The organism is Nocardia albiluteola, assembly GCF_018860155.1.
In the GTDB taxonomy this organism is placed as follows: domain Bacteria; phylum Actinomycetota; class Actinomycetes; order Mycobacteriales; family Mycobacteriaceae; genus Nocardia; species Nocardia albiluteola.
Map to the genome: position 1 here is coordinate 157613 of NZ_JAHKNI010000009.1, position 18194 is coordinate 175806.

Annotated in this window: 17 protein-coding genes; 8 read left to right on the forward strand and 9 right to left on the reverse strand. The window is 69.4% G+C overall.

Translation table 11 applies throughout. The annotated features are described in order from the left end of the window. Positions 1 to 44: 44 nt before the first annotated feature. From KO481_RS25950 to KO481_RS25970, 5 genes are read right to left on the reverse strand one after another with little or no spacing between them, the layout of a single operon-like run. Positions 45 to 629: a YbhB/YbcL family Raf kinase inhibitor-like protein gene (locus KO481_RS25950; protein WP_215920648.1), complete on the reverse strand. Its 585-nt coding sequence runs from the start codon at positions 627 to 629 to the stop codon at positions 45 to 47. A 47-nt stretch (positions 630 to 676) separates the two neighbouring features. Continuing rightward, a complete protein-coding gene (locus KO481_RS25955; protein WP_245401533.1) occupies positions 677 to 1240 on the reverse strand; it encodes a LeuD/DmdB family oxidoreductase small subunit in 564 nt (187 codons plus the stop codon). Next, positions 1237 to 2484 carry a 3-isopropylmalate dehydratase large subunit gene (locus tag KO481_RS25960; protein WP_215920649.1) on the reverse strand — a complete coding sequence of 416 codons (1248 nt, stop codon included), beginning with the start codon at positions 2482 to 2484 and terminating at the stop codon, positions 1237 to 1239. The genes KO481_RS25955 and KO481_RS25960 overlap by 4 nt, the downstream gene beginning before the upstream one ends. 6 nt (positions 2485 to 2490) lie before the next feature. Next, positions 2491 to 3366, reverse strand: coding sequence for an isocitrate lyase/PEP mutase family protein (locus KO481_RS25965; RefSeq protein WP_215920650.1), 876 nt, complete (start codon positions 3364 to 3366; stop codon positions 2491 to 2493). Continuing rightward, the gene (locus KO481_RS25970; protein ID WP_215920651.1) at positions 3366 to 4787 is read right to left on the reverse strand and encodes an MmgE/PrpD family protein; all 1422 of its coding nucleotides are present in this window, start codon (positions 4785 to 4787) and stop codon (positions 3366 to 3368) included. Before KO481_RS25970 ends, KO481_RS25965 begins: the two co-directional genes overlap by 1 nt. A 156-nt stretch (positions 4788 to 4943) precedes the next feature. Here KO481_RS25970 and KO481_RS25975 point away from each other — a divergent pair, with 156 nt between their 5' ends. Beyond that, the gene (locus KO481_RS25975; RefSeq protein ID WP_215920652.1) at positions 4944 to 5981 is read left to right on the forward strand and encodes an Lrp/AsnC family transcriptional regulator; all 1038 of its coding nucleotides are present in this window, start codon (positions 4944 to 4946) and stop codon (positions 5979 to 5981) included. Positions 5982 to 6036: 55 nt separating this feature from the next. Here KO481_RS25975 and KO481_RS25980 read toward each other — a convergent pair whose 3' ends face one another. Both KO481_RS25980 and KO481_RS25985 read right to left on the reverse strand, forming a co-directional pair. Then, complete coding sequence (locus KO481_RS25980; protein ID WP_215920654.1) at positions 6037 to 7590, reverse strand: FAD-dependent monooxygenase; 1554 nt, start codon at positions 7588 to 7590, stop codon at positions 6037 to 6039. Positions 7591 to 7740: 150 nt separating this feature from the next. Then, positions 7741 to 8355: a TetR/AcrR family transcriptional regulator C-terminal domain-containing protein gene (locus KO481_RS25985; protein WP_215920656.1), complete on the reverse strand. Its 615-nt coding sequence runs from the start codon at positions 8353 to 8355 to the stop codon at positions 7741 to 7743. 74 nt (positions 8356 to 8429) lie between these two features. On the opposite strand from KO481_RS25985, the gene KO481_RS25990 reads away from it, so the two are divergent. Then, on the forward strand, positions 8430 to 8990 hold the full coding sequence (locus KO481_RS25990; protein WP_215920658.1) for a peroxiredoxin-like family protein: 561 nt from the start codon (positions 8430 to 8432) through the stop codon (positions 8988 to 8990). Further along, the gene (locus KO481_RS25995) at positions 8987 to 9394 is read left to right on the forward strand and encodes a hypothetical protein (protein WP_215920660.1); all 408 of its coding nucleotides are present in this window, start codon (positions 8987 to 8989) and stop codon (positions 9392 to 9394) included. Before KO481_RS25990 ends, KO481_RS25995 begins: the two co-directional genes overlap by 4 nt. 18 nt (positions 9395 to 9412) lie before the next feature. Here the strand turns inward: KO481_RS25995 and KO481_RS26000 are convergent, their stop codons facing one another. Both KO481_RS26000 and KO481_RS26005 read right to left on the reverse strand, forming a co-directional pair. After that, a complete protein-coding gene (locus tag KO481_RS26000; protein WP_215920662.1) occupies positions 9413 to 11116 on the reverse strand; it encodes an MFS transporter in 1704 nt (567 codons plus the stop codon). After that, a complete protein-coding gene (locus KO481_RS26005) occupies positions 11113 to 11562 on the reverse strand; it encodes a MarR family winged helix-turn-helix transcriptional regulator (protein WP_215920664.1) in 450 nt (149 codons plus the stop codon). The genes KO481_RS26000 and KO481_RS26005 overlap by 4 nt, the downstream gene beginning before the upstream one ends. Before the next feature lie 163 nt (positions 11563 to 11725). On the opposite strand from KO481_RS26005, the gene KO481_RS26010 reads away from it, so the two are divergent. Genes KO481_RS26010 through KO481_RS26030 form a run of 5 tightly spaced genes read left to right on the forward strand, consistent with a single transcriptional unit; the run spans position 11726 to position 18150 of the window. Further along, entirely contained in the window at positions 11726 to 13117 is a 1392-nt protein-coding gene (locus KO481_RS26010) for a dihydroorotase (protein ID WP_215920666.1), read from the forward strand. Further along, positions 13104 to 14099 (forward strand): IclR family transcriptional regulator, encoded by a 996-nt coding sequence (locus KO481_RS26015; RefSeq protein WP_215920668.1) that lies wholly within the window; start codon positions 13104 to 13106, stop codon positions 14097 to 14099. The genes KO481_RS26010 and KO481_RS26015 overlap by 14 nt, the downstream gene beginning before the upstream one ends. Further along, a complete protein-coding gene (hutU, locus tag KO481_RS26020; RefSeq protein ID WP_215920670.1) occupies positions 14096 to 15775 on the forward strand; it encodes a urocanate hydratase in 1680 nt (559 codons plus the stop codon). The genes KO481_RS26015 and hutU overlap by 4 nt, the downstream gene beginning before the upstream one ends. Before the next feature lie 9 nt (positions 15776 to 15784). Next, on the forward strand, positions 15785 to 16885 hold the full coding sequence (locus KO481_RS26025; RefSeq protein ID WP_215920672.1) for an S-methyl thiohydantoin desulfurase domain-containing protein: 1101 nt from the start codon (positions 15785 to 15787) through the stop codon (positions 16883 to 16885). Continuing rightward, positions 16882 to 18150, forward strand: coding sequence for a M20 family metallo-hydrolase (locus KO481_RS26030; RefSeq protein ID WP_215920674.1), 1269 nt, complete (start codon positions 16882 to 16884; stop codon positions 18148 to 18150). The genes KO481_RS26025 and KO481_RS26030 overlap by 4 nt, the downstream gene beginning before the upstream one ends. The last annotated feature ends 44 nt before the right edge of the window (positions 18151 to 18194 follow it).

Consider the following 18194-nt stretch of genomic DNA (forward strand, 5'->3'; position numbering starts at 1 on the left):
TCGGGCGCGAGGCTGACTCGCGCCACCGTGCCCGGAGCTCAGGGTTAATCGCGTTGGTAGGTGCCAGTGAGGCGGCCGCGAGCGATGACGTGGCCGTCCATGGCGGTCAGGGTGCGCGGGAGGGTGGCTTCGTCGGCCAGCCCGCTGGGGGTGTCGAGCGCGAACAGCTGGAAAATGTAGCGGTGTGGTCCGTGCCCGGGGATGGGGCGTGGCCCGGCGTAACCGCGGCGTTTGAACGAGCCCACGCCGATGTGCGCCGCGAGCGGCTCGGATGGGCTGCCGGGCGCCGGGAGATTCATTGCGCCTTCACGCAATTCGCCGATTCCGGGGTCGATGCCGGTGAGCAGGGCGTGCACGATCGGGCGCGGCAGCGGGACATCGGGGTCCTCGACGATCAGGACCAGTTCGGCGGCCGCCTCGGGCGCTCCCGACCAGGCGAGCGGGGGCGCGATGTTGTCGCCGACCCCCGCTCCGGCGTATCGGCGCGGAATGGGTGCCCCGTCGGCGAAGGCGTTGCTGGTCACGGTGATCGTCTCGGGTGCCGCGGCGGTCGCCGGATGGTGCCAGGCGGTCTTGCCGATCCCGGCACGGACGGGTCGTAGAAGCCGCCCGATTACGTTGCGGGCCATCGGAACTCCCTCGGTAGTGTGATCCGGAATCGGGGTGGAGTGACCGGTCATGCCGTCGCCCCACCCTCGACCGGAATCGCGCCGGAGCGCAGCATCTCGAGCAGTTCTCGCGGCAGATAGCCGTGTTCGGCGAGCCGGGCCAGGATCCCGCCGCTGGCGAGAATCTCCAGGATCAGCGGCGGCAGCGCAGCGGTGTGCCCGGACGTTCCCGCGGTCTCGTTGCGGTAATCACCGGTGGCGATGTCGAAGACCGCTCGGTCGCCGTCGCAGAAGAACCGGGTCGCGCCGGGCACGGTGAGCGCGGGCAGCCCGGCATTGATCGCATTGCGGAAGAACAGGGAATTGAACTCCTCCGCGATCAGCGCACTCACCCCGAGGCGCCGGAACAGCGCGGCGACGGGACGGGACGAGCCGACGCCGAAGTTCTTGCCGGCCACCACGATATCGCCCGGGGCGACCTGGTCGGTCCAGCCCGGCCGGAGCTGGTGGAAGACATGCGCGGCGGCCTCGGGGACATCGAGCTTCATCGCGAACGCGGGATACATCGCGTCGGTGTCGATCGAGTCGCCGAACACCCAGACCTTGCCACGCACAGTGGTTTTCGCGTTCATGCGGTCACGCTCCGGGGGTCGGTGATGTACCCGGCGACGGCGGAGGCGGCCACCGTGGCCGGTGAGGCCATGTAGATTTCGGCCTCGGTGCTGCCCATGCGGCCGGTGAAATTGCGGGTGCTGGAGGTCAGGCAGACCTCGCCGGGACCGACCACGCCCATGTGATAGCCGAAGCAGGCGCCGCAGGTGGCGTTGGTGACCACCGCGCCCGCGTCGGCGAGGTCCTGTAGATAGCCCAGCCGCATCGCGTCCCGGTAGATCTGTTGCGACGCGGGGGTGACCAGCAGTCGCACGCCCGGCGCAACGGTCCTGCCGCGCAGGATATCCGCGGCGATCCGCAGGTCCTCGAGCTGCCCGTTCGCGCAGGAGCCTATGAAAGCCTGGTCGATGGTGCGGTGTTCGATGCCGGAGACGGGTAATCCGTTGCGGCTCACCGTGCCCGGCCTGGCGACGTAGGGCTCCAGCCCGGACAGGTCGATCGTCCGCACGTCCGCGTACTCGGCGTCGGGATCGGCCTCGGCGGCGCGGAAGTCGGTGACGCCCCGCGCGGCCAGGAATTCGCGCAGCACATCGTCGACGCCGAATGTGGCGAAGTCTGCGGAGATCTCGGCGGCCTGGGTGGCGATGGTGCGCCGGTCGTTGAGCGGCACGCTCGCCAGGCCGGGTCCGCCGAACTCGAGGTTCTGGTTGGTGGCGTCCCCGAAGGAGTTGGCCAGGTAGAGGAATACATCCTTGCCGCTGACCTCCGGGGACAGCGAGCCGGTCAGCTCGTAGCGCACGGTCGGCGCGACCTGATACCAGGTGGAGCCGGTGCACAGAATGGAGTACACCTCGGTGGGGCCCATGCCACGGGCCGCGGTGTTGTACGCCCCGCCGGCGCAGGTGTGAGAATCGGTGCAGGCCAGCACCTCTCCCGGGCGCGCGAGCCCGTTCTCCGCGATCACCTGATGGCAGATGCCGTGCCGTCCGACATCGAAAAACTTCTCGATTCCGAAGTCGGCGACGAACTTTCGCGCCTTCGGCCCGCCCGCGGCGTCCTTCAGGGTCGGGGCGGGGACCGCGTGATCCATGATGACCGCCACCTTGTCCGGGTCGTGGATCCGCGCCGGAGGTATCCACATCGTCGCGAACTGCAGGTCGATCATTACGCACATGTCGACCTCGACGGTGACGATGTCACCCGGTGCGACCCGCGCGAGCCCGGCCTTGCGGGCGAGCAGGTTCTCGATCATGGTCATTCCCATGGGTTTTCAGGCTCCCTCGGTGCGGTAGCGCTCGCCGAGCTCGGACCATTCGCCGAGGCCGACGAGGGTGAAGAATTCCGCGGGTTTCGTCGGTACCAGCGGCGCCGGATCGCATCCCGCGAGTTCGGCCAGGCTGGTCAGCATCGCGTAGGCGGCGGCGCCGAGCGGCAGCGACGGCTGGATGGCGATCGCATAGCCGAGTTCGGCGAGCCGTCGCGAGGATTCGATCGGGGTCAGGCCGCCCAGGACGAGATTGATGAGCTTGGGCGCGGACACCTCCTTCGCGATGCGCTCGATCTCCTCGACGCTCTGCGGCGCCTCGACGAACAGGACATCGGCGCCGGCCTCGGCGTACGCGTTGGCGCGCTCGATCGCCGCATCCAGGCCCAGGGGTGCACGGGCGTCGGTGCGGGCGATCACGACCAGATCGGGGTCGGTGCGCGCGTCGATCGCCGCCCGCAGCTTCAGGACGAAGTCGTCGGCCGGGACGAGTTCCTTGTCCGGCAGGTGCCCGCACTTCTTCGGAAATGCCTGGTCCTCCAGCTGAATTGCCGCGACACCGGCGGCCTCGTAGGCACGAACAGTACGAATCACGTTGAGCGGGGCGCCGTAACCGGTGTCGGCGTCGGCAATCAGCGGGATATGGCCGAGCACCTCGGTCAGCATCCGCGCCCGCTCGGTCATCTCGGTCTGAGTCACCAGACCGATATCGGGCAGCCCGAATCCCGACGCGGCCACGCCCGCGCCGGTCATGTAGGCGGCGCCGAATCCCACCCGGCGCACCAGATGTGCCGAGAGCCCGTCGAAAACACCTGGGGCGATGGTCAATTCGCCGGAGGTGAGGCCTGCTCGCAGCCGCCGCCGGGCGTCGTGCGCGGCCATCAGCGCTGCCCGTCCAGGGCGCCGGCGACGGGCGCGGCCAGTAGGTCCGCCAGCTCCCGGACATCGCTGAGATGGTCGATTCCCAGGACCGCGGCCTGGATCGCATCCAGCCGCTCGACCGGCATCAGCGGGCCCACCAGGGAGCGGTACTTGGCGATCAGGTCCTCGTTGGTGACCGGATCGGACGGCCCGCCGTGCGGTTCCCGGATGCGCCTGTGCAGGGTGGTGCCGTCGTCGAGGACGATCGTCAGCTCGGTGGCGAAACGGTCTTGCACCGGCCCGTTCTGGATGTTCTCGTCGAGCTTTACCTCAACCTTGCCGAGCAGCTCCCAGACATCGTCCGCGTCCAGGCGCGCATCGGTGAACTGCGGCGGCAGCACCTGGCCGTCCAGCAGCGCGACCGCCGCCGCATAGCCGAGGTTCATCTGCGCGCCGATGGAGGTCAGCGGCCGCCGCGGTGTCCACCAGCCGTGGTGGTAGACCGTGTGGCCGACCCGGATCTCGATGTGCGAGATGGTCTTCGGATCGATGTCGTGCTCGGCCCGCAGCTCCAGGGCGGCCTGGATCGTTCCGTGCAAACCACCCTGGGCGGCATAGGATTTCACCATGATGAACTCGGTGTGCCAGCCCTCGCCGAGACCGGCGACGATCTGCTGCGGATCCGGATCGTGGCCCTCGCCGAACACCGCGAGGTAGCCGCCGTACGGGCGGTCGAAGACCTGCTTGATGCCGGTGTATCCGGCGGCGGCCAGCCCGGCGGCGTAATAGCCGTTGCGGGCGGCGAATCCGTGCTGCATCCGCTTGGACATCGCCTCGTACTGGGCCGCCATCAGCCCGGCCGACTGGGTACCCGCCATGCCGAGGGCATCCTCGAGCCCGGCGGCATCGAGGCCGCGGAGCTTACCGGCCACCATCGCGGCGGTATGCGTGCCGAACACCGGCCCGCTGTGCCAGCCGCGCGACAGCATTTCCCCGCCGTGCAGCGCCAACCCGACCCGCGGGCCGACCTCGAATCCGGCGATCGCCGCGGTCAGCGCGTCGCCGCCGGACACGCCGCCGCGGGACTGCGCGGTCGCCAGCAGCACCGGCAGCACCAGCGAGTTGCTGTGCAGCGGGGCCAGCGGATGGAAGTCGTCGAGCTCGAACCCCTGGACGAAGGTGCTGTTGAGCACCACCGCCGCCGGACCGCTGGTAGTCGTACCGGTGCCGATCACCGGCACGTCCCCGGCGCCCTCGAGGTCCAGCACCGCCGCGGTCGCCACCCGGGACCAGGGCAGCTGGGCGCCGACCAGGCCGCAGGCCATCCCGTCGAGCAGCAGATGCCGGGCGCGGGCCCGGACGCGTTCGGGGATGGCGTCGAGCGTCAACCGCTCGACCCATCGTGCCAGTGGAACCGTCACACCTGTCGTCGATTCGCTCATGTGACCAGTGAACGTCGGCGCAGACATGCACCCCTGAAAATGTAGTAAAAGTTGTCTCGAGCGGCCGATTGATTCGGAAATCGATAGTAAGTGCGGAATTCATGCAGGTAATCTGCTGGATGAGGGTGGGGTAGCGTGCATCGGAACGGAGCGGTAATGCCCAGGGAGCGATCGACCGACGCCGATGTCGACGAGGTCGACGTCATGCTGCTCGACGCCCTGCATGCCAACCCTCGGGCCAGCTTCGAGCGGTTGGGTCCGGCGCTGGGCATCTCCGCGGTGACCGCGGCGCGGCGCTGGCAGCGGCTCGCCGACTCCGGCCGGGCGTGGGTCTCCTCGGTGCCCGGCCCGAACCTCGCCTTGGTCGGGGCGGTGTACCAGGTGCGTGCGCAGCCGGGACGCGTCACCGAAATCGCGGCGGCGTTGGCGGCGATACCGCAGGTCGTCAGCGTGTACGCCACCGACGGTGCCTTCGATCTGCACACTTTGGTGTTCGCCGGTGATATGTCGGCGCTGAGCACACTGCTGCTGGACACGCTGCCGCAGGTACCCGGGATCGCGGCCGGGCAGGCGCAGGTCGGACTGTCGTGGTACAGCGGGGTCCGCTGGCAACTCGGCGCTATGGATACCGCGCAGCGCAGGTCGGTCGAGGCAGCGGCCGAGGCGAATCGCACACGGCCGCTGCGCAATCGAGCGCTCGATCCCGCCGATCATGCGCTGTTTCTCGCCCTGCAGCGCGACGGCCGGGCCCGTTACCGCGAGCTGGCCGGGCGGATCGGCGTCTCGGAAGCTCTGGTGCGTCGCCGCCTGGATTCGCTGGTTCGGCGCGGAATGCTGTCCTTCCGAACCGATTTCGCCCGCGGCGAGGGTGGCTGGCCGACCGAATACGTGCTCTGGCTGTCGATTCCGCACCATGCGCTCGACGAGATCGGCGCCGAGATCGGCCGCTGGCCGCAGACCCGGATCTCGCTGTCCACCGTCGGCTCGGCGAATCTTATGGTGATGGCGCAGGTGCACCGGATCACCGACATCGGTGAGGTACTCGACCGGATTCACCACCTGGCCGCCGAGGTGGGGGTGGTCGATCAGCGGCTGGTGCTGCGGGCGGTGAAGTCGTGGGGGCGGTTGCTGGATTCCGCGGGGCATGCGATCGACGTCGCACCGGTGGACCCCTGGGCGCCGGTCGACCGGTGACGATCCGGTGACAGCGGTCGCCCCGCGCCCGGTCCTCGGCCGTGACTGCCCTCGGTCAGCGATCGTTCACCGGTGCAAACTCTTTCACCGGTGCACCGAACCAGTGCGCGAGCGCGTCTCGTAGCGCGGGCGCGGCGGTGTCGGCCGGTTCGCCGGTGGGCGCGGCCCACGCGATGTACGCGTCCGGACGGATCAGCACGGCATCGGCTGGTGGGTGATCGGTTGTGGCCGTGTGGATCTCGACGCGGGAGTCCCAGGCTCGGGCGATCTCGCGGAGGTCCGCGCGGTCGGCGAGGTCCAACAGGACCGGATGTGCGGGTCGCATGAGCTCGGCAACGCTGGTCGCGCCCCGGTCGGTGCGCAGGGAAAGGTCGGGGACGAAGGCGCCGATCAGGGAGTGACGGGCCGAACCGGGCGCGGGGTAGCGAATGTCGTTGCCCGCGATCATGTCCGCGATGCGGCGCACCGGCTGCTCATCGGAGAACAGCTGCTCGAACAGCTCGCGCAGCGCCTGCGCGTCCGGATCCTGCACGCGCCGCAACACCGTCTGGGCCCGGGTGTGGCGCAGGATGTGGGCCCCGGCGAGGTGGCGTTCGTCGTGGTAGGTGTCCAGCAGGCCGTCCGGCGCCCAGCCGTGGACGGCGGCGGCCAGCTTCCAGGCCAGATTGACCGCATCGGTCAGCCCGGCGTTCAGACCCACACCGGTGGCGGGGAACTGGTGTGCCGAGTCACCGGCCAGCAGGATCCGGCCCGCGCGGTAGCGTTCGGCCAGCCCGGCGCGGGCCCGGTAGCGCGAGAGCCGAAGCGGTTCTCCCAGTGGCATTCTCACCCCGAGCACCCGGTGAACGCTGTCTTGCAGTTCGGTGAGGGTCAGCGGGCGATCATCGTCGGTGTCGGCGGGCTCGTTTTCGGTGGTCTGGATCATCATTCCGCCCGGATGCGATCCGAATGCGAACAGGCCGTTGTCGGTATAGGTGTAACCCGCCGGAATACGCCCGGCCCCGGGCACCTCGAGGTCCCCGTTGTCGAGGCGGGTCACCCCCTCGGGAATCGCGACCTGCCCCAGCCGCAGCACCTCGGGATAGAGGGTGCCGGGGAATGGGATTGCGGCAAGCTCGCGGATCCGGCTGTTCCCGCCGTCGCAGCCCGCCAGGTAGCGCGCGGTGAGGCGGTACGGCCCGTCGGGCCCGCGCACCTCGACGGTCACCGTCTCCCCGTCCTGGCTCACAGCGACGACCTCGTGCCCGCGACGGATCTCGGCGCCGAGTTCGGTCGCATGGTCGTCGAGCACGCGCTCGAGCTTCGGCTGGGGGATGCCCATCGCGGGCATCGGGTTGTCCCGCAATGTGGAGAAGTCCACGTGCAGGCCGCCGAACGGGATGGCGGGGGCCGGATGCGGTTCGGCGCCGACCGCGCGGAACCGCTCCATCAGCCCCCGATACCGCAGCAGATGCAGGATCTGCCCGCCGAAACCGTTGGCCTTCGGGATCTCCCAGATCTGTGGCCGCCGCTCCAGGATCAGCGTTCGCACCCCGGCCGATCGGAGCTCGGCGGCCAGCAACAGGCCGACCGGCCCCGCGCCCACGATGATCACGTCGGTGTCAGTCACTCACTACCCCTATTTCCGCAGGTGATGGAATTTGCTGGACGATTGTGCAGCATCACCCGGGCCTTGCGGCAAGCCCCCGGGTGCGATATATGTTGAAGAGGGACGGAGGCACTTCACATTCTTCGATCGCCTCTCAGCGTGTTTCCCGGATCAGCGCAGGCTCTCGGCGAGACCGCGCAGCACGATCTCCAGTCCGCCCCGGAATTCGTCGTCGGGGGACATCGCGGACGCCAGGCCGGCGGTCCGGGCCAGGAGCGGATACGACTCTGCGTGTGCCAGCGCCGCGGTGCCGGGCCCGGTGATCGAGGCGTAATGGTGGTTCTCGAGGTGGCCGACCAGGAATCCGACCACCGTGCGCTGGGCGATCACCAGGTCGGGGCCGGTGAATCCGGCCTCGGTCAGCACCGTGAGCATGGCCTCGATCCAGCGCATGGTGGCCGCCGAATCCTGCCGGTGCCGCAGCGTCAGCGGCAGTGCCGCGGGGTGCGCTGAGACCACGGCGCGCACCCGATCCAGCAGCGTGGCGATGCGCTCGCGCCAGTCCAATTCCGGGGGCAGGGCGACGTCGATCGGGTTCAATACGCGGTCCGCGACCAGAACCTCCAGCCGATCCCGGTCGGGCACATAGCGATACAGCGCCATCGTCGCCATATTCAACTCCTTGGCGACCGCGCGCATCGTCAGCGCGGACAGGCCGTCGCGATCGATCACCGCCAGCGCCGCGGCGGCGAGATCGTCGGTGGTCAGCGAGCGGGGGCGGGGCATGGATTGACAGCGTACAAGATACGCGCATACTGAAGGTAGGCGTATGGCGTACGCCTACGAAGGGAGACTCACTCATGTCACTGCCTGCCACGGTGTCCGCCCGGACGCTGACCACCGTCACGGGGGCGTCGGTGCCCGTGCCCGATCCGGATCGGCTGATACACCTGCAATTTCGCCGATTCGCCGGATGCCCGATCTGCAATCTGCACCTGCGCTCGATCGTCTTGCGCCGCAGCGAGATCGCCGCCGCCGGAATTCGCGAGGTCGTGGTATTCCATTCCGGCGCAGCGGAACTACGCAAATATGTCGGCGACGTACCGCTGGACCTCATCGCGGATCCGGGGCGCACGCTGTACCGCGAATTCGGCGTCGAGTCCGCCCCGCGAGCGCTGCTGGATCCGCGGGCCTGGCCGGGCATCGTGCGTGGCGTGGCCGCGGAGCTGCGCGCCGTGCTTCGCCACGAGAAGGTGCCCCTGCGCGGGCGGCCCGAGAACGGCCGATTGGGTTTGCCCGCGGACTTCCTCATCGCCCCCGGGGGCTCGGTGCTCGCCGCGAAACACGGTGTCCACGCCGATGATCAGTGGTCGGTCGACGAACTACTCGCCCACGCCGAGCGGGCGGAGGTGGTCCGATGACCTCCGTGGCGCACAATGAGGCCGGTGGACTGCACGCCGAAGAGGATCTGACCGAATTCCTGATCCGATATCCCGAGCAGATGGCCTTCGGGGACGAGGAGCCGGGCCGGATCCTGGATCGCTGGTTCGCCCCCGGATTCGTCTTCCGCAACGACGGCCTGGTCCTGGAGCGGCAGCGGCTGATCGATCATGTCCGGCCCGCGCGCCGCAATGCGCGCGCGATCAGCGTGGATGTGCACGCGAAACTGTTGTCGAACAACGGAATTGCCGCTCATTACACCCTGCATGCGACCATGCGGACCGGTGCGACCATCTCCACCGAGATCTTCATGGTCGGCGAGCTGGCCGGGGACGGGCGAATCAGCGCCCTCGAGCAGCGGAGCCGAATGCTGGGCGCCGCGTGAGCTTTTCCCCCGGGCGGCTCAGGCAGTGGGATCCTGCGCCGTGGCCGGGGCCGGGCGGCCGCGCAGCAGCGAGGCGACGGCGCCGATCAGCGCCATGATCGCCGCGGCGGTGAACGCGATGACCAGGCCGTGGTGGAACGGCCCGGACACCAGGTGCGGGAAGAAATCGGTCCCGGTCAGCGCGGCCGCATTCGCCGGGGGCAGGGTGTGCAGTACGCCGGTCGGGCCGAGCAGGTGCGCGATCGGGTTGTTGCCCAGGAATGCGGAGAACAGGCTGCTGACGGGCGGAAGGGAGGCGACCTGGGTGGCGGTGCCGGCCGGCACCCCATTGGCCTGCAACCCCGCGGACAGTGTGTGCGGCAGGGTCGAGGCCAGGCCGGTGATCATGAGCGAGAAGAACACCCCGATCGACAGCGCCTGACCCGAATTCTGCAGGGTCGCACGCATTCCCGAGGCGACCCCGCGGCGCTGCGCGGGCACGCTGCTCATGATCGCGGAGGTGTTGGGCGCGGAGAACATGCCCTGCCCGAATCCGCTGGCGAACAGCAGCAGGGCGAACTCCGGATAGGAGAACAACACCGGCAGCGCGATCAGCCCGACGAAGGACACGGCCACGATCAGCAGTCCGGCGGTGGCGAACAGCCGCGCACCGTATCGATCCGACAGGAATCCGCACAGCGGTCCGGCCACGAGGAATCCGGCGGTCAAGGGCAGCATGTAGATTCCGGCCCACAGCGGGGTCGAATCGTAGGAATATCCGTGCAGCGGCAGCCAGATGCCCTGCAACCAGATGATCATGGTGAACTGCATGCCGCCGCGAGCGATGGAGATCAACAGGGCGGCAAGGTTTCCCGCGGCGAAGGCGCGCACCCGGAACAGCGCGAGCTGGAACATGGGCTGGCGCACCCTCGTCTCGATCACACAGAAGGCGATCAGCAGCAGCACGCCGCCGGACAGGGCCGCGACCACCAGCGGGTTGGTCCACCCGGTGGCGTGCCGGCCGTAGGGCTGGATGCCATAGGTGATGGCGGCCAGGATGATTCCGGTGCCGACGGTGAACGTCGCGGTGCCCGCCCAGTCGATCCGCGCGGGCTGGCGCGCGCCGATCTCGCGCAGGCTGCGGTAGGACCAGATGGTGCCGATGAGGCCGACCGGAACGCTCACCCAGAACACCGCGTGCCAGTCGATTGCCGCCAGCAGGCCTCCGGCCAGCAGGCCCAGGAACTGTCCCGCCAGCGCGGTGATCTGGTTGATGCCCAACGCCATTCCGCGCTGGCGCGCCGGGAAGGCGTCGGTGAGAATGGCCGCGGAATTACCGGTCAGCATCGCGCCGCCGAAGGCCTGCACCATCCGCCAGCCGATCAACCACAGGGCGCCACCCTGGCCGTGCATCGGATCCACCGACAGCGCCAGCGAGGCCGCGGAGAACACCACGAAACCCGTGTTGTAGATGCGGACCCGGCCGAACATGTCGCCGAACCGGCCCAGGGTCACCACCATGACCGCCGAGACCAGCAGGTAGCCCAGGATCATCCACAGGAGATAGCCGATATTGCCCGGCGCCAGCGGGTCCAGGCCGATGCCGCGGAAGATCGCGGGCAGGGAGATGATCACGATCGAGGAGTCGAGCGTCGCGATGAGCACGCCGAGTGTGGTGTTGGACAGCGCCACCCACTTGTAGCGATCGCTGACCGGAGGAGCCTGAACTGCGGTGGTGCTCATAGTCTTTCGGCTAGCCTTTCCAGCAGTGGCAGCGCGTCGATCAGATGCTGCCGCTCGGCGGCGGTGAATTCGGCGGCCAGGGCCCGCTCGATGCGCAGGGTCGATTCGCAGCGGCGGTCGCCGATGAGCTCGCGGCCCGCGTCCGTCACCGACATCAGCACGCGGCGTCCGTCGGCGGCATCGGGGGTGCGTTCGACCAGCGCGCGCACCTCGAGTGCCGCCAGCGTGGTGCCCATGGCCTGCGGCCGTACCCCCTCCAGCTCGGCCAGTGCTCCGGGTGCGGCCGGCCCCTGCCGCTCCAGCCGGGCGAGCACCGACACCTCCGACAGGGTGAGCTCGCCGACGGCGTGCGCCCGTCGCAACCGGCGGGCGATGCGCCCCACCGCGATTCGCAGGCGGGCGGCGGGTCGTGCCGTCTCCGCGGCGTGTTCGGACTCCTTATCCACAGTAATAACAATAGGCTTATCAGTCTGGACAGACGAAATTGTGGCGAGAATCGGCTATCGGCAGCGCGCCGGGCCGTCGGTGAGGAGGTCTTGTACCTGTGGTTTTCCCAATTCGCGGGAATAGCCTGTCGTGCTGCTCCGGCGATCCGTACCGTCCGTCTGCATGGATGAGATGCCCGCCGATGTCGACCTGGTGGTCTCCGGTCAGGTGCCGCTGTCCGGCGGAGGGTTCGGCCCGGGGCGGGTATATATCGCCGATGGACGCATCACCGCGGTAGTCGAAGCGGCCGATCGTGAAGATGTGGGTGATGGCGAGATCGGATCGGCCAGAGTGATCGATGCCGGTGCGGCGTTCATCCTGCCCGGCGCCGTCGACGCGCATGTGCACTCGTACTCGCATGCGGGCGAGGGGCTACTGGCATCGACCTCGGCCGCTGCCGCAGGGGGTGTGACGACCATCGTCGAGATGCCGTTCGACGCCACCGGCCCGATCAATTCGGTGGATCGCCTGGCCGCCAAGCAGCAGCGGATCGCGGACGAGGCGGTCGTGGACGTCGCACTGCTCGGCACCCTCGAACCCGGCGGCGGCTGGCGCCGGGCGCAGGACCTGGTCTCGCACGGGGTGGTCGGATTCAAGGTGTCCCTCTTCGACACCGATCCGTTCCGGTTCCCGCGCATCTCGGACGCGGAACTGCTGCCGGTGATGCGGGCGGTGGGCGAGGCCGGATCGACGCTGTGCACGCATGCGGAGAACAACGAGATCATCAAGGCGCTGCTGGCGGAGCAGGACGGGCGCGATCCGAACGACCCGGGTGCCCACGCCGCCACCCGGCCACCGGTCAGTGAGACACTCGGCGCGCTCACCGCCATGGAAATCGCTGCGCACCAGGGGAATCCGCTGCACCTGTGCCATCTGTCGCTGGGCCGCTCGGCCGCGCTCGTGGGCTGGTACCGCGAGCAGGGCGTAGACGTGAGCTTCGAGACCTGCCCGCACTATCTGATCTTCACCGAGCGGGATGTGTTCGCGCACAGGGGACGACTGAAGATCAACCCGCCGCTGCGCGCGGCCGTCGAGCGAGAGGCCATGTGGGACGCGGTAACCGGCGGCCTGGCCACCGTGATCTCCTCGGACCACGCACCGTGGCCCGCGCAGTGGAAGGATCATGAGCGCATCCTCGACAACCACTCCGGCGTGCCCGGCGTCCAGACGCTGGTGGCCGCGACCCTGGGCGAATGCCTGCGCCGATACGGCGCGGGCAAGGAATTCGAGACGACCGTCGCCGCGCTCACTGCCAATCCCGCCGAGCGATATGGACTGACACACAAGGGAACTCTCGCCCCTGGATACGATGCGGACATCATGGTCCTCACTCCCGACCCCGGCTTCCGGATCACCGCCGACGGTCAGTACTCCAACGCCGGATGGACCCCATACGAGGGATACGCCCCGGGTGCGCGGGTGAGTACGACGATCTCGCGCGGAGAGGTCGTCTGGTCGGCCGACGCCGGACTGTCGGCCAGGCCGGGACGGGGTGCGCAGGTTGTCCGCCGATGAGGGGCTCGAAGGCGGCTGGGCGCTGGAAGTACCTCCGGAGCTCGGGGCGAGAATGCCGGGCTGGGGTACCGCCGGTAGGGAGGTGGTCTGCTCGGACGGCACCCGGTTGTCGGCCCGCCCGGGCCGCGGACCGTACGTGAGCAGGGGGCGCGGGGAGGACGGGGTGGAAACGCCGCGGGATCGTCAGGCGGAGGCGCGTGTCGCGCGTACCCCCGAGGGCAAGCTCTCCGCGCTCGACCGCGGTCTGCAGATCCTCGGTTTCGTCCAGGACAACGGTCGGGTGACCGTGGCGGAGATTGTTGCGGGACTGGGGATTCCGTCTTCGAGTGTGTATCGGTATCTGGGGCGCCTCGAACGCGCGGGGTACCTGGTCGAGCTGGACGGGCAGTTGCTTGCGGGGGATCGGATGGCCGACCGCAGTACCGATCGGCGGGCGCATCTGATGGAATTCGCGCAGCCGGTGCTGAACTGGCTGCGCGGGCAGTCGGGCCTGACGGTCGCTCTGACCGTGCGGGCGCACACCGCGGCGCTGTGCCTGGACGTGCGGCGCGGCGACGGTGGCTGGGTGGCCTATCACCCGGGCGAGGTGCTGGCCCTGTATGCCGGGGCCAGTGCCCTCCCGCTGTTGGCGATGGCGCCGGTCGCCGTGCGAAATCAGGTGTTGCGGGCGAAGATTCAGCGTTTCACGGCGGCGACTCCGGACCGGGCGGGCCTGCGCACGGAACTGGACGCGATCCGCCGCGACGGGTACGCGGTCAGCCGAGGCTGGCTGACCCCGGGGATGACGGCGGTCGGCGTGCCGGTCGTGGTCGACGGCGGTTGCGTCTGCGCGCTGTCGCTCGTCGGCCCCGATCACGCCCTGGTCGAGGCGGATCTCGCGGTGCGGTGGCTGCATCGCGGGGCCGAAGAGATATCCCGGCGCATCACCGGCAGTGCGGCGCCCAGCTGGCGGCTGCCCGACGAGGAGAGGTACTGGTCATGATCACCGCGGCCCGGGGAAATATGTTGCGCTGCAAGTCCTGGCGGGCCGAGGCGCTGCTGCGGATGCTGGAGAACGTGCTCGAGGTGGGCGAGCGTCCGGAGGAGCTGGTGGTGTACGCGGCGCTGGGCAAGGCCGCCAGGGACTGGCCCGCATATCACGCCATCGTGGATGCGTTGCGCGCCTTGGAGGTCGGCCGGACCCTGGTGCTGCAAACCGGCCGGCCGATCGGCGTGCTGACCACGCATCCCGGTGCGCCGCTGGTGGTGTCCGCGGTCAACAACACCGTCGGCCGTTGGGCCACCGAGGAGCGCTGCTACGAGCGCATGCGCGAGGGCAAGACGATCTGGGGCGGGCTGACCGCGGCGGCATGGCAGTACATCGGCCGCCAGGGTGTGCTGGGCGGCACCTACGAGCTGCTGCGCGCCGCACAGCGAAAGCACTTTCCCGAGGCCGATGGGCGCCACCGCTGGCTGCTCACCGCGGGCCTGGGCGGGATGGGGTCCGCACAGCCGATCAGCGCGAAGATGGCGGGATTGTCCTCGCTGACAGTCGAAGTCGACCCTGCCAAGATCGACAGGCTGGTCGTGGCGGGCGGGCTGGACCTGGTCGCCGCCGACCTCGAGGAGGCCCTGGCGGCGATCGGCAAGGCCGTCGCGGCGGGCAGTCCGACCGCGGTTGCGCTGCAGGGCAATTCGGCCACGGTATTCGAGCGAATCGCGGCGCGGGGGGTCGTGCCCGATCTGGTCACCGATCAGACCGCGGCCCACGATGCCCGCTTCGGCTACGTCCCCGAGGGGCTGGACCTGGCCGACTGGATACGGCTGCGTGAATCGGCGCCGCGCGAGATCGAGCTGCGCGCAAGGGAATCCATGGCCACCCAGGTACGGGCGATGCTGGCGCTGCGCGACGCGGGCGCGGTGGTCTTCGAGAACGGGAACAACCTGCGGGTGCAGGCCGCCGAGGCGCTGTCGCCGCCGGAATCGGAGCGGGCCTTTGCGGGCATACCCGGATTCATGCAGGCGTACCTGCGCCCGCTGTTCTGCCGGGGGATCGGCCCGTTCCGATGGGTGCTGCTGTCCGGATCGGAGGCCGATCGGGACGTCGTCGACGAGCTCGCCTCGCGACTGTTTCCCGAGCGGCCCGAGGTCGCCGAGTGGATCGCCCTTGCCCGGCAGCATATTCCGCCGCAGGGGCTGCCCGCGCGGTCCTGCTGGCTCGGCTACGGCGAACGCGCCGCGCTGGCGGTGGCGGTCAACGATGCGGTGCGTGACGGCCGGATCTCCGCGCCGGTGGCGTTCACCAGGGACCATCTCGATTCCGCGGGCATGACCCACCCGAGAATAGGCACCGAGGGCATGGCCGACGACTCCGACGGGGTGTCCGACTGGCCGATCCTGGACGCGATGCTGCTGGCCACCGCAGGTGCGGATCTGGTGGCCGTGCACTCCGGCGGCGGCGGTTATTCGGGCTGGATGCAGTCGTCCGGGGTCACCGTGGTCGCGGACGGCACCCCCGAGGCGAGGGAGCGGCTGCGGCTGGCACTGGACCTCGACTCGGGCCTGGGCGTGCTGCGCCACGCGACGGCTGGATATCCGGAGGCGCAACAGGCTGTACGCGATTCGGCCCGGCCGGAGTCGCATGGTCCCGAATTGCACTGGATCAACCCGAACACGTAAGGACGGATCATGCGTGAACTGACTTCCGACGACGCCCGGCGGGCGGTCCTGGGCGGCGGCGTCTTCGCCTGCGGTGGCGGCGGCTGGCAGCATCACGGCGAGCTGATGGGTCGCCTGGCCACCGAGGTGAACCGCCCGGTGCTGGCCGCGATCGACGAACTGCCGCAGGATAGTTGGGTCGCCACGGTGACCGCGATCGGCGCCCCCGCCGCCAAGGACTGGGAGATCCGCCCGGTCGACTACGTGCACGCCCTGCAGGAGCTCATGCGCGTGTCCGATGTGCCGATTTCCGCGGTCATCACCGGGCAGAACGGCTACTCGACCACTCTCAACGGCTGGATCCAGTCCGCGGTGCTCGGGGTGAAGGTGCTGGACGCCGCGGGTGACGTGCGCGCCCACCCCACCGGCAAACTGGGTTCGCTCGGCCTGACCAGCCGCGAGGGGTATGTGTCCACCCAGGTGGTGTGCGGCGGAAACCGGTCCCTGCACGGGCATTTCACCAGCATCAACACCGGGCGGGTGGACACCTGCGACGACGTGCTGCGCGATATCTCCGTGCGCACCGGCGGATTCATCGCCGCGGCGCGGAACCCGGTCGAATTGTCCTGGGTGCGTGATCATGCGGCGCTGGGCGTCATTTCGCTGGCGCTGCAGCTGGGCGCGGAGATGGAGGAGGCGGGCGAGGGCGCCGCGGCGGGCATGCGCGGAGCGGCGGTCGCCGCGGCAGTGTGCAAGCGCATCGGTGGCACGGTGATCGACCGTGGGGCATTGTTTTTCGAGGTCCCCCTGACGACCCGCGGTGGCTTCGACCACGGGACATTCCGCATCGGCGCGCACACCGTTCCCTACCTGAACGAGTACATGGCCATCGAGGGGCCGCAGGGGCGGGTGTCGACGTACCCGGACACCATTGTGATCCTGCGCGCCGAGGACGGATTTCCGCTGGCGGTCAAGGACGCTCATGAGGGTCTGGATGCCGTGCTGATCAGGGCCGAGGCCAGTGCGCTGCCGCTGTCCTCCTCCGCGGTCGACCCGGTCGCGGTCGGGGAATGCGAGCGGATCATGGGCATCGATTTTCTAGAGTACCTGCCGCAGCGGGCGGGCCGATGACCACCCTCGCGCCCGAATCCGGCAGGCTCGCAACGGATCTGGAGGCCCTGGCCGAATTTCACGATCCGGAGCTGTCCGGATGGAGCCGAGAGGCGTTCTCGAGTCCCTACCGTGCCGCCCGGGAATGGGTGCGCGCCACCATGTCCGGCGCCGGGCTCGAGGTGCACATCGATGCGGCCGGCAACGTCATCGGCAGGCTCGCGGGGCGCGATCCGGCCAAGCCGCCGTTGGTGACCGGCTCGCACACCGACACCGTCTCCCAGGGTGGGCGCTACGACGGAGTCGTTGGGGTCCTGTCGGGCATCGAAGTAGCGCGGCGGCTGCGCGAGACCGGAACCCGGCTGGAGCGGGACCTGCTGGTGGTCGACTTCCTCGGCGAGGAGGCCAACGAATTCGGGGTGTCCTGCCTGGGTTCGCGGGCAATCACCGGGCAGCTGATACCGGAACATCTCGACCGCACCGACGGGACCGGCCTGGCCCTCGGCCGGGCCTTCGAATCCTTTGGCCTCGATGGTGGTGCGGCGACCCGAATCGCCTGGGCTGCAAAGGGAATCCACGCCTACCTGGAACTGCACATCGAACAGGGGCCGCTGCTGGAACGTTCGGGCGAGCAGATCGGCGTCGTCACCGCCATCGCCGGAATCGACCGCGTGCTGGCGAGTTTCAGCGGCCTGGCGGGGCACGCCGGTACCATGCCGATGGCCGAGCGGCACGACGCGCTGGTCGCCGCGGCGGAGGCGGTGCTGATCGTGGAACGGGTCGGTTGCGGCGCACCGGGTCACGGCGTCGCCACCAGCGGCCGGATCGAGTCCAGCCCAGGATCGATGGGCGTGATCACCGACCGCGCCCGGCTCTGGGCCGAGCTGCGCAGCGTCGATCCGTCCTGGTTGCACGGGGCGCGGCGGCAGATCGTGGACGAGATCACCGCCGCCGCAAGGGCACGCGGGGTGGAGGTGGAGACCGAATACCTCACCGATCAGGACCCGGTCCCGGCCGCGGCACCGGTCCAGGATCTGATCGCGACCACGGCGTCGGATCTGGGCTACACCTGGAAGGCGGTGCCGTCGGGCGCCGGGCACGACGCCGCGCACCTGGCGCGGCTCGGACCCATGGGCATGATCTTCGTGCCGTCCGTCGGCGGGTTGTCGCACTGTCCGCAGGAGTTCACCGCGGCCGCGGACATCGCCCGCGGCGCGCATGTGCTCGCCGAGGCACTGGTTGCCCTCGATCGCGAGCCATTGCCGCGATCGGCGTTCTCGCGGTAGCTGGGCGCCTGGCGCGTGCGTCGTCGCACGACAACGCCGATCGA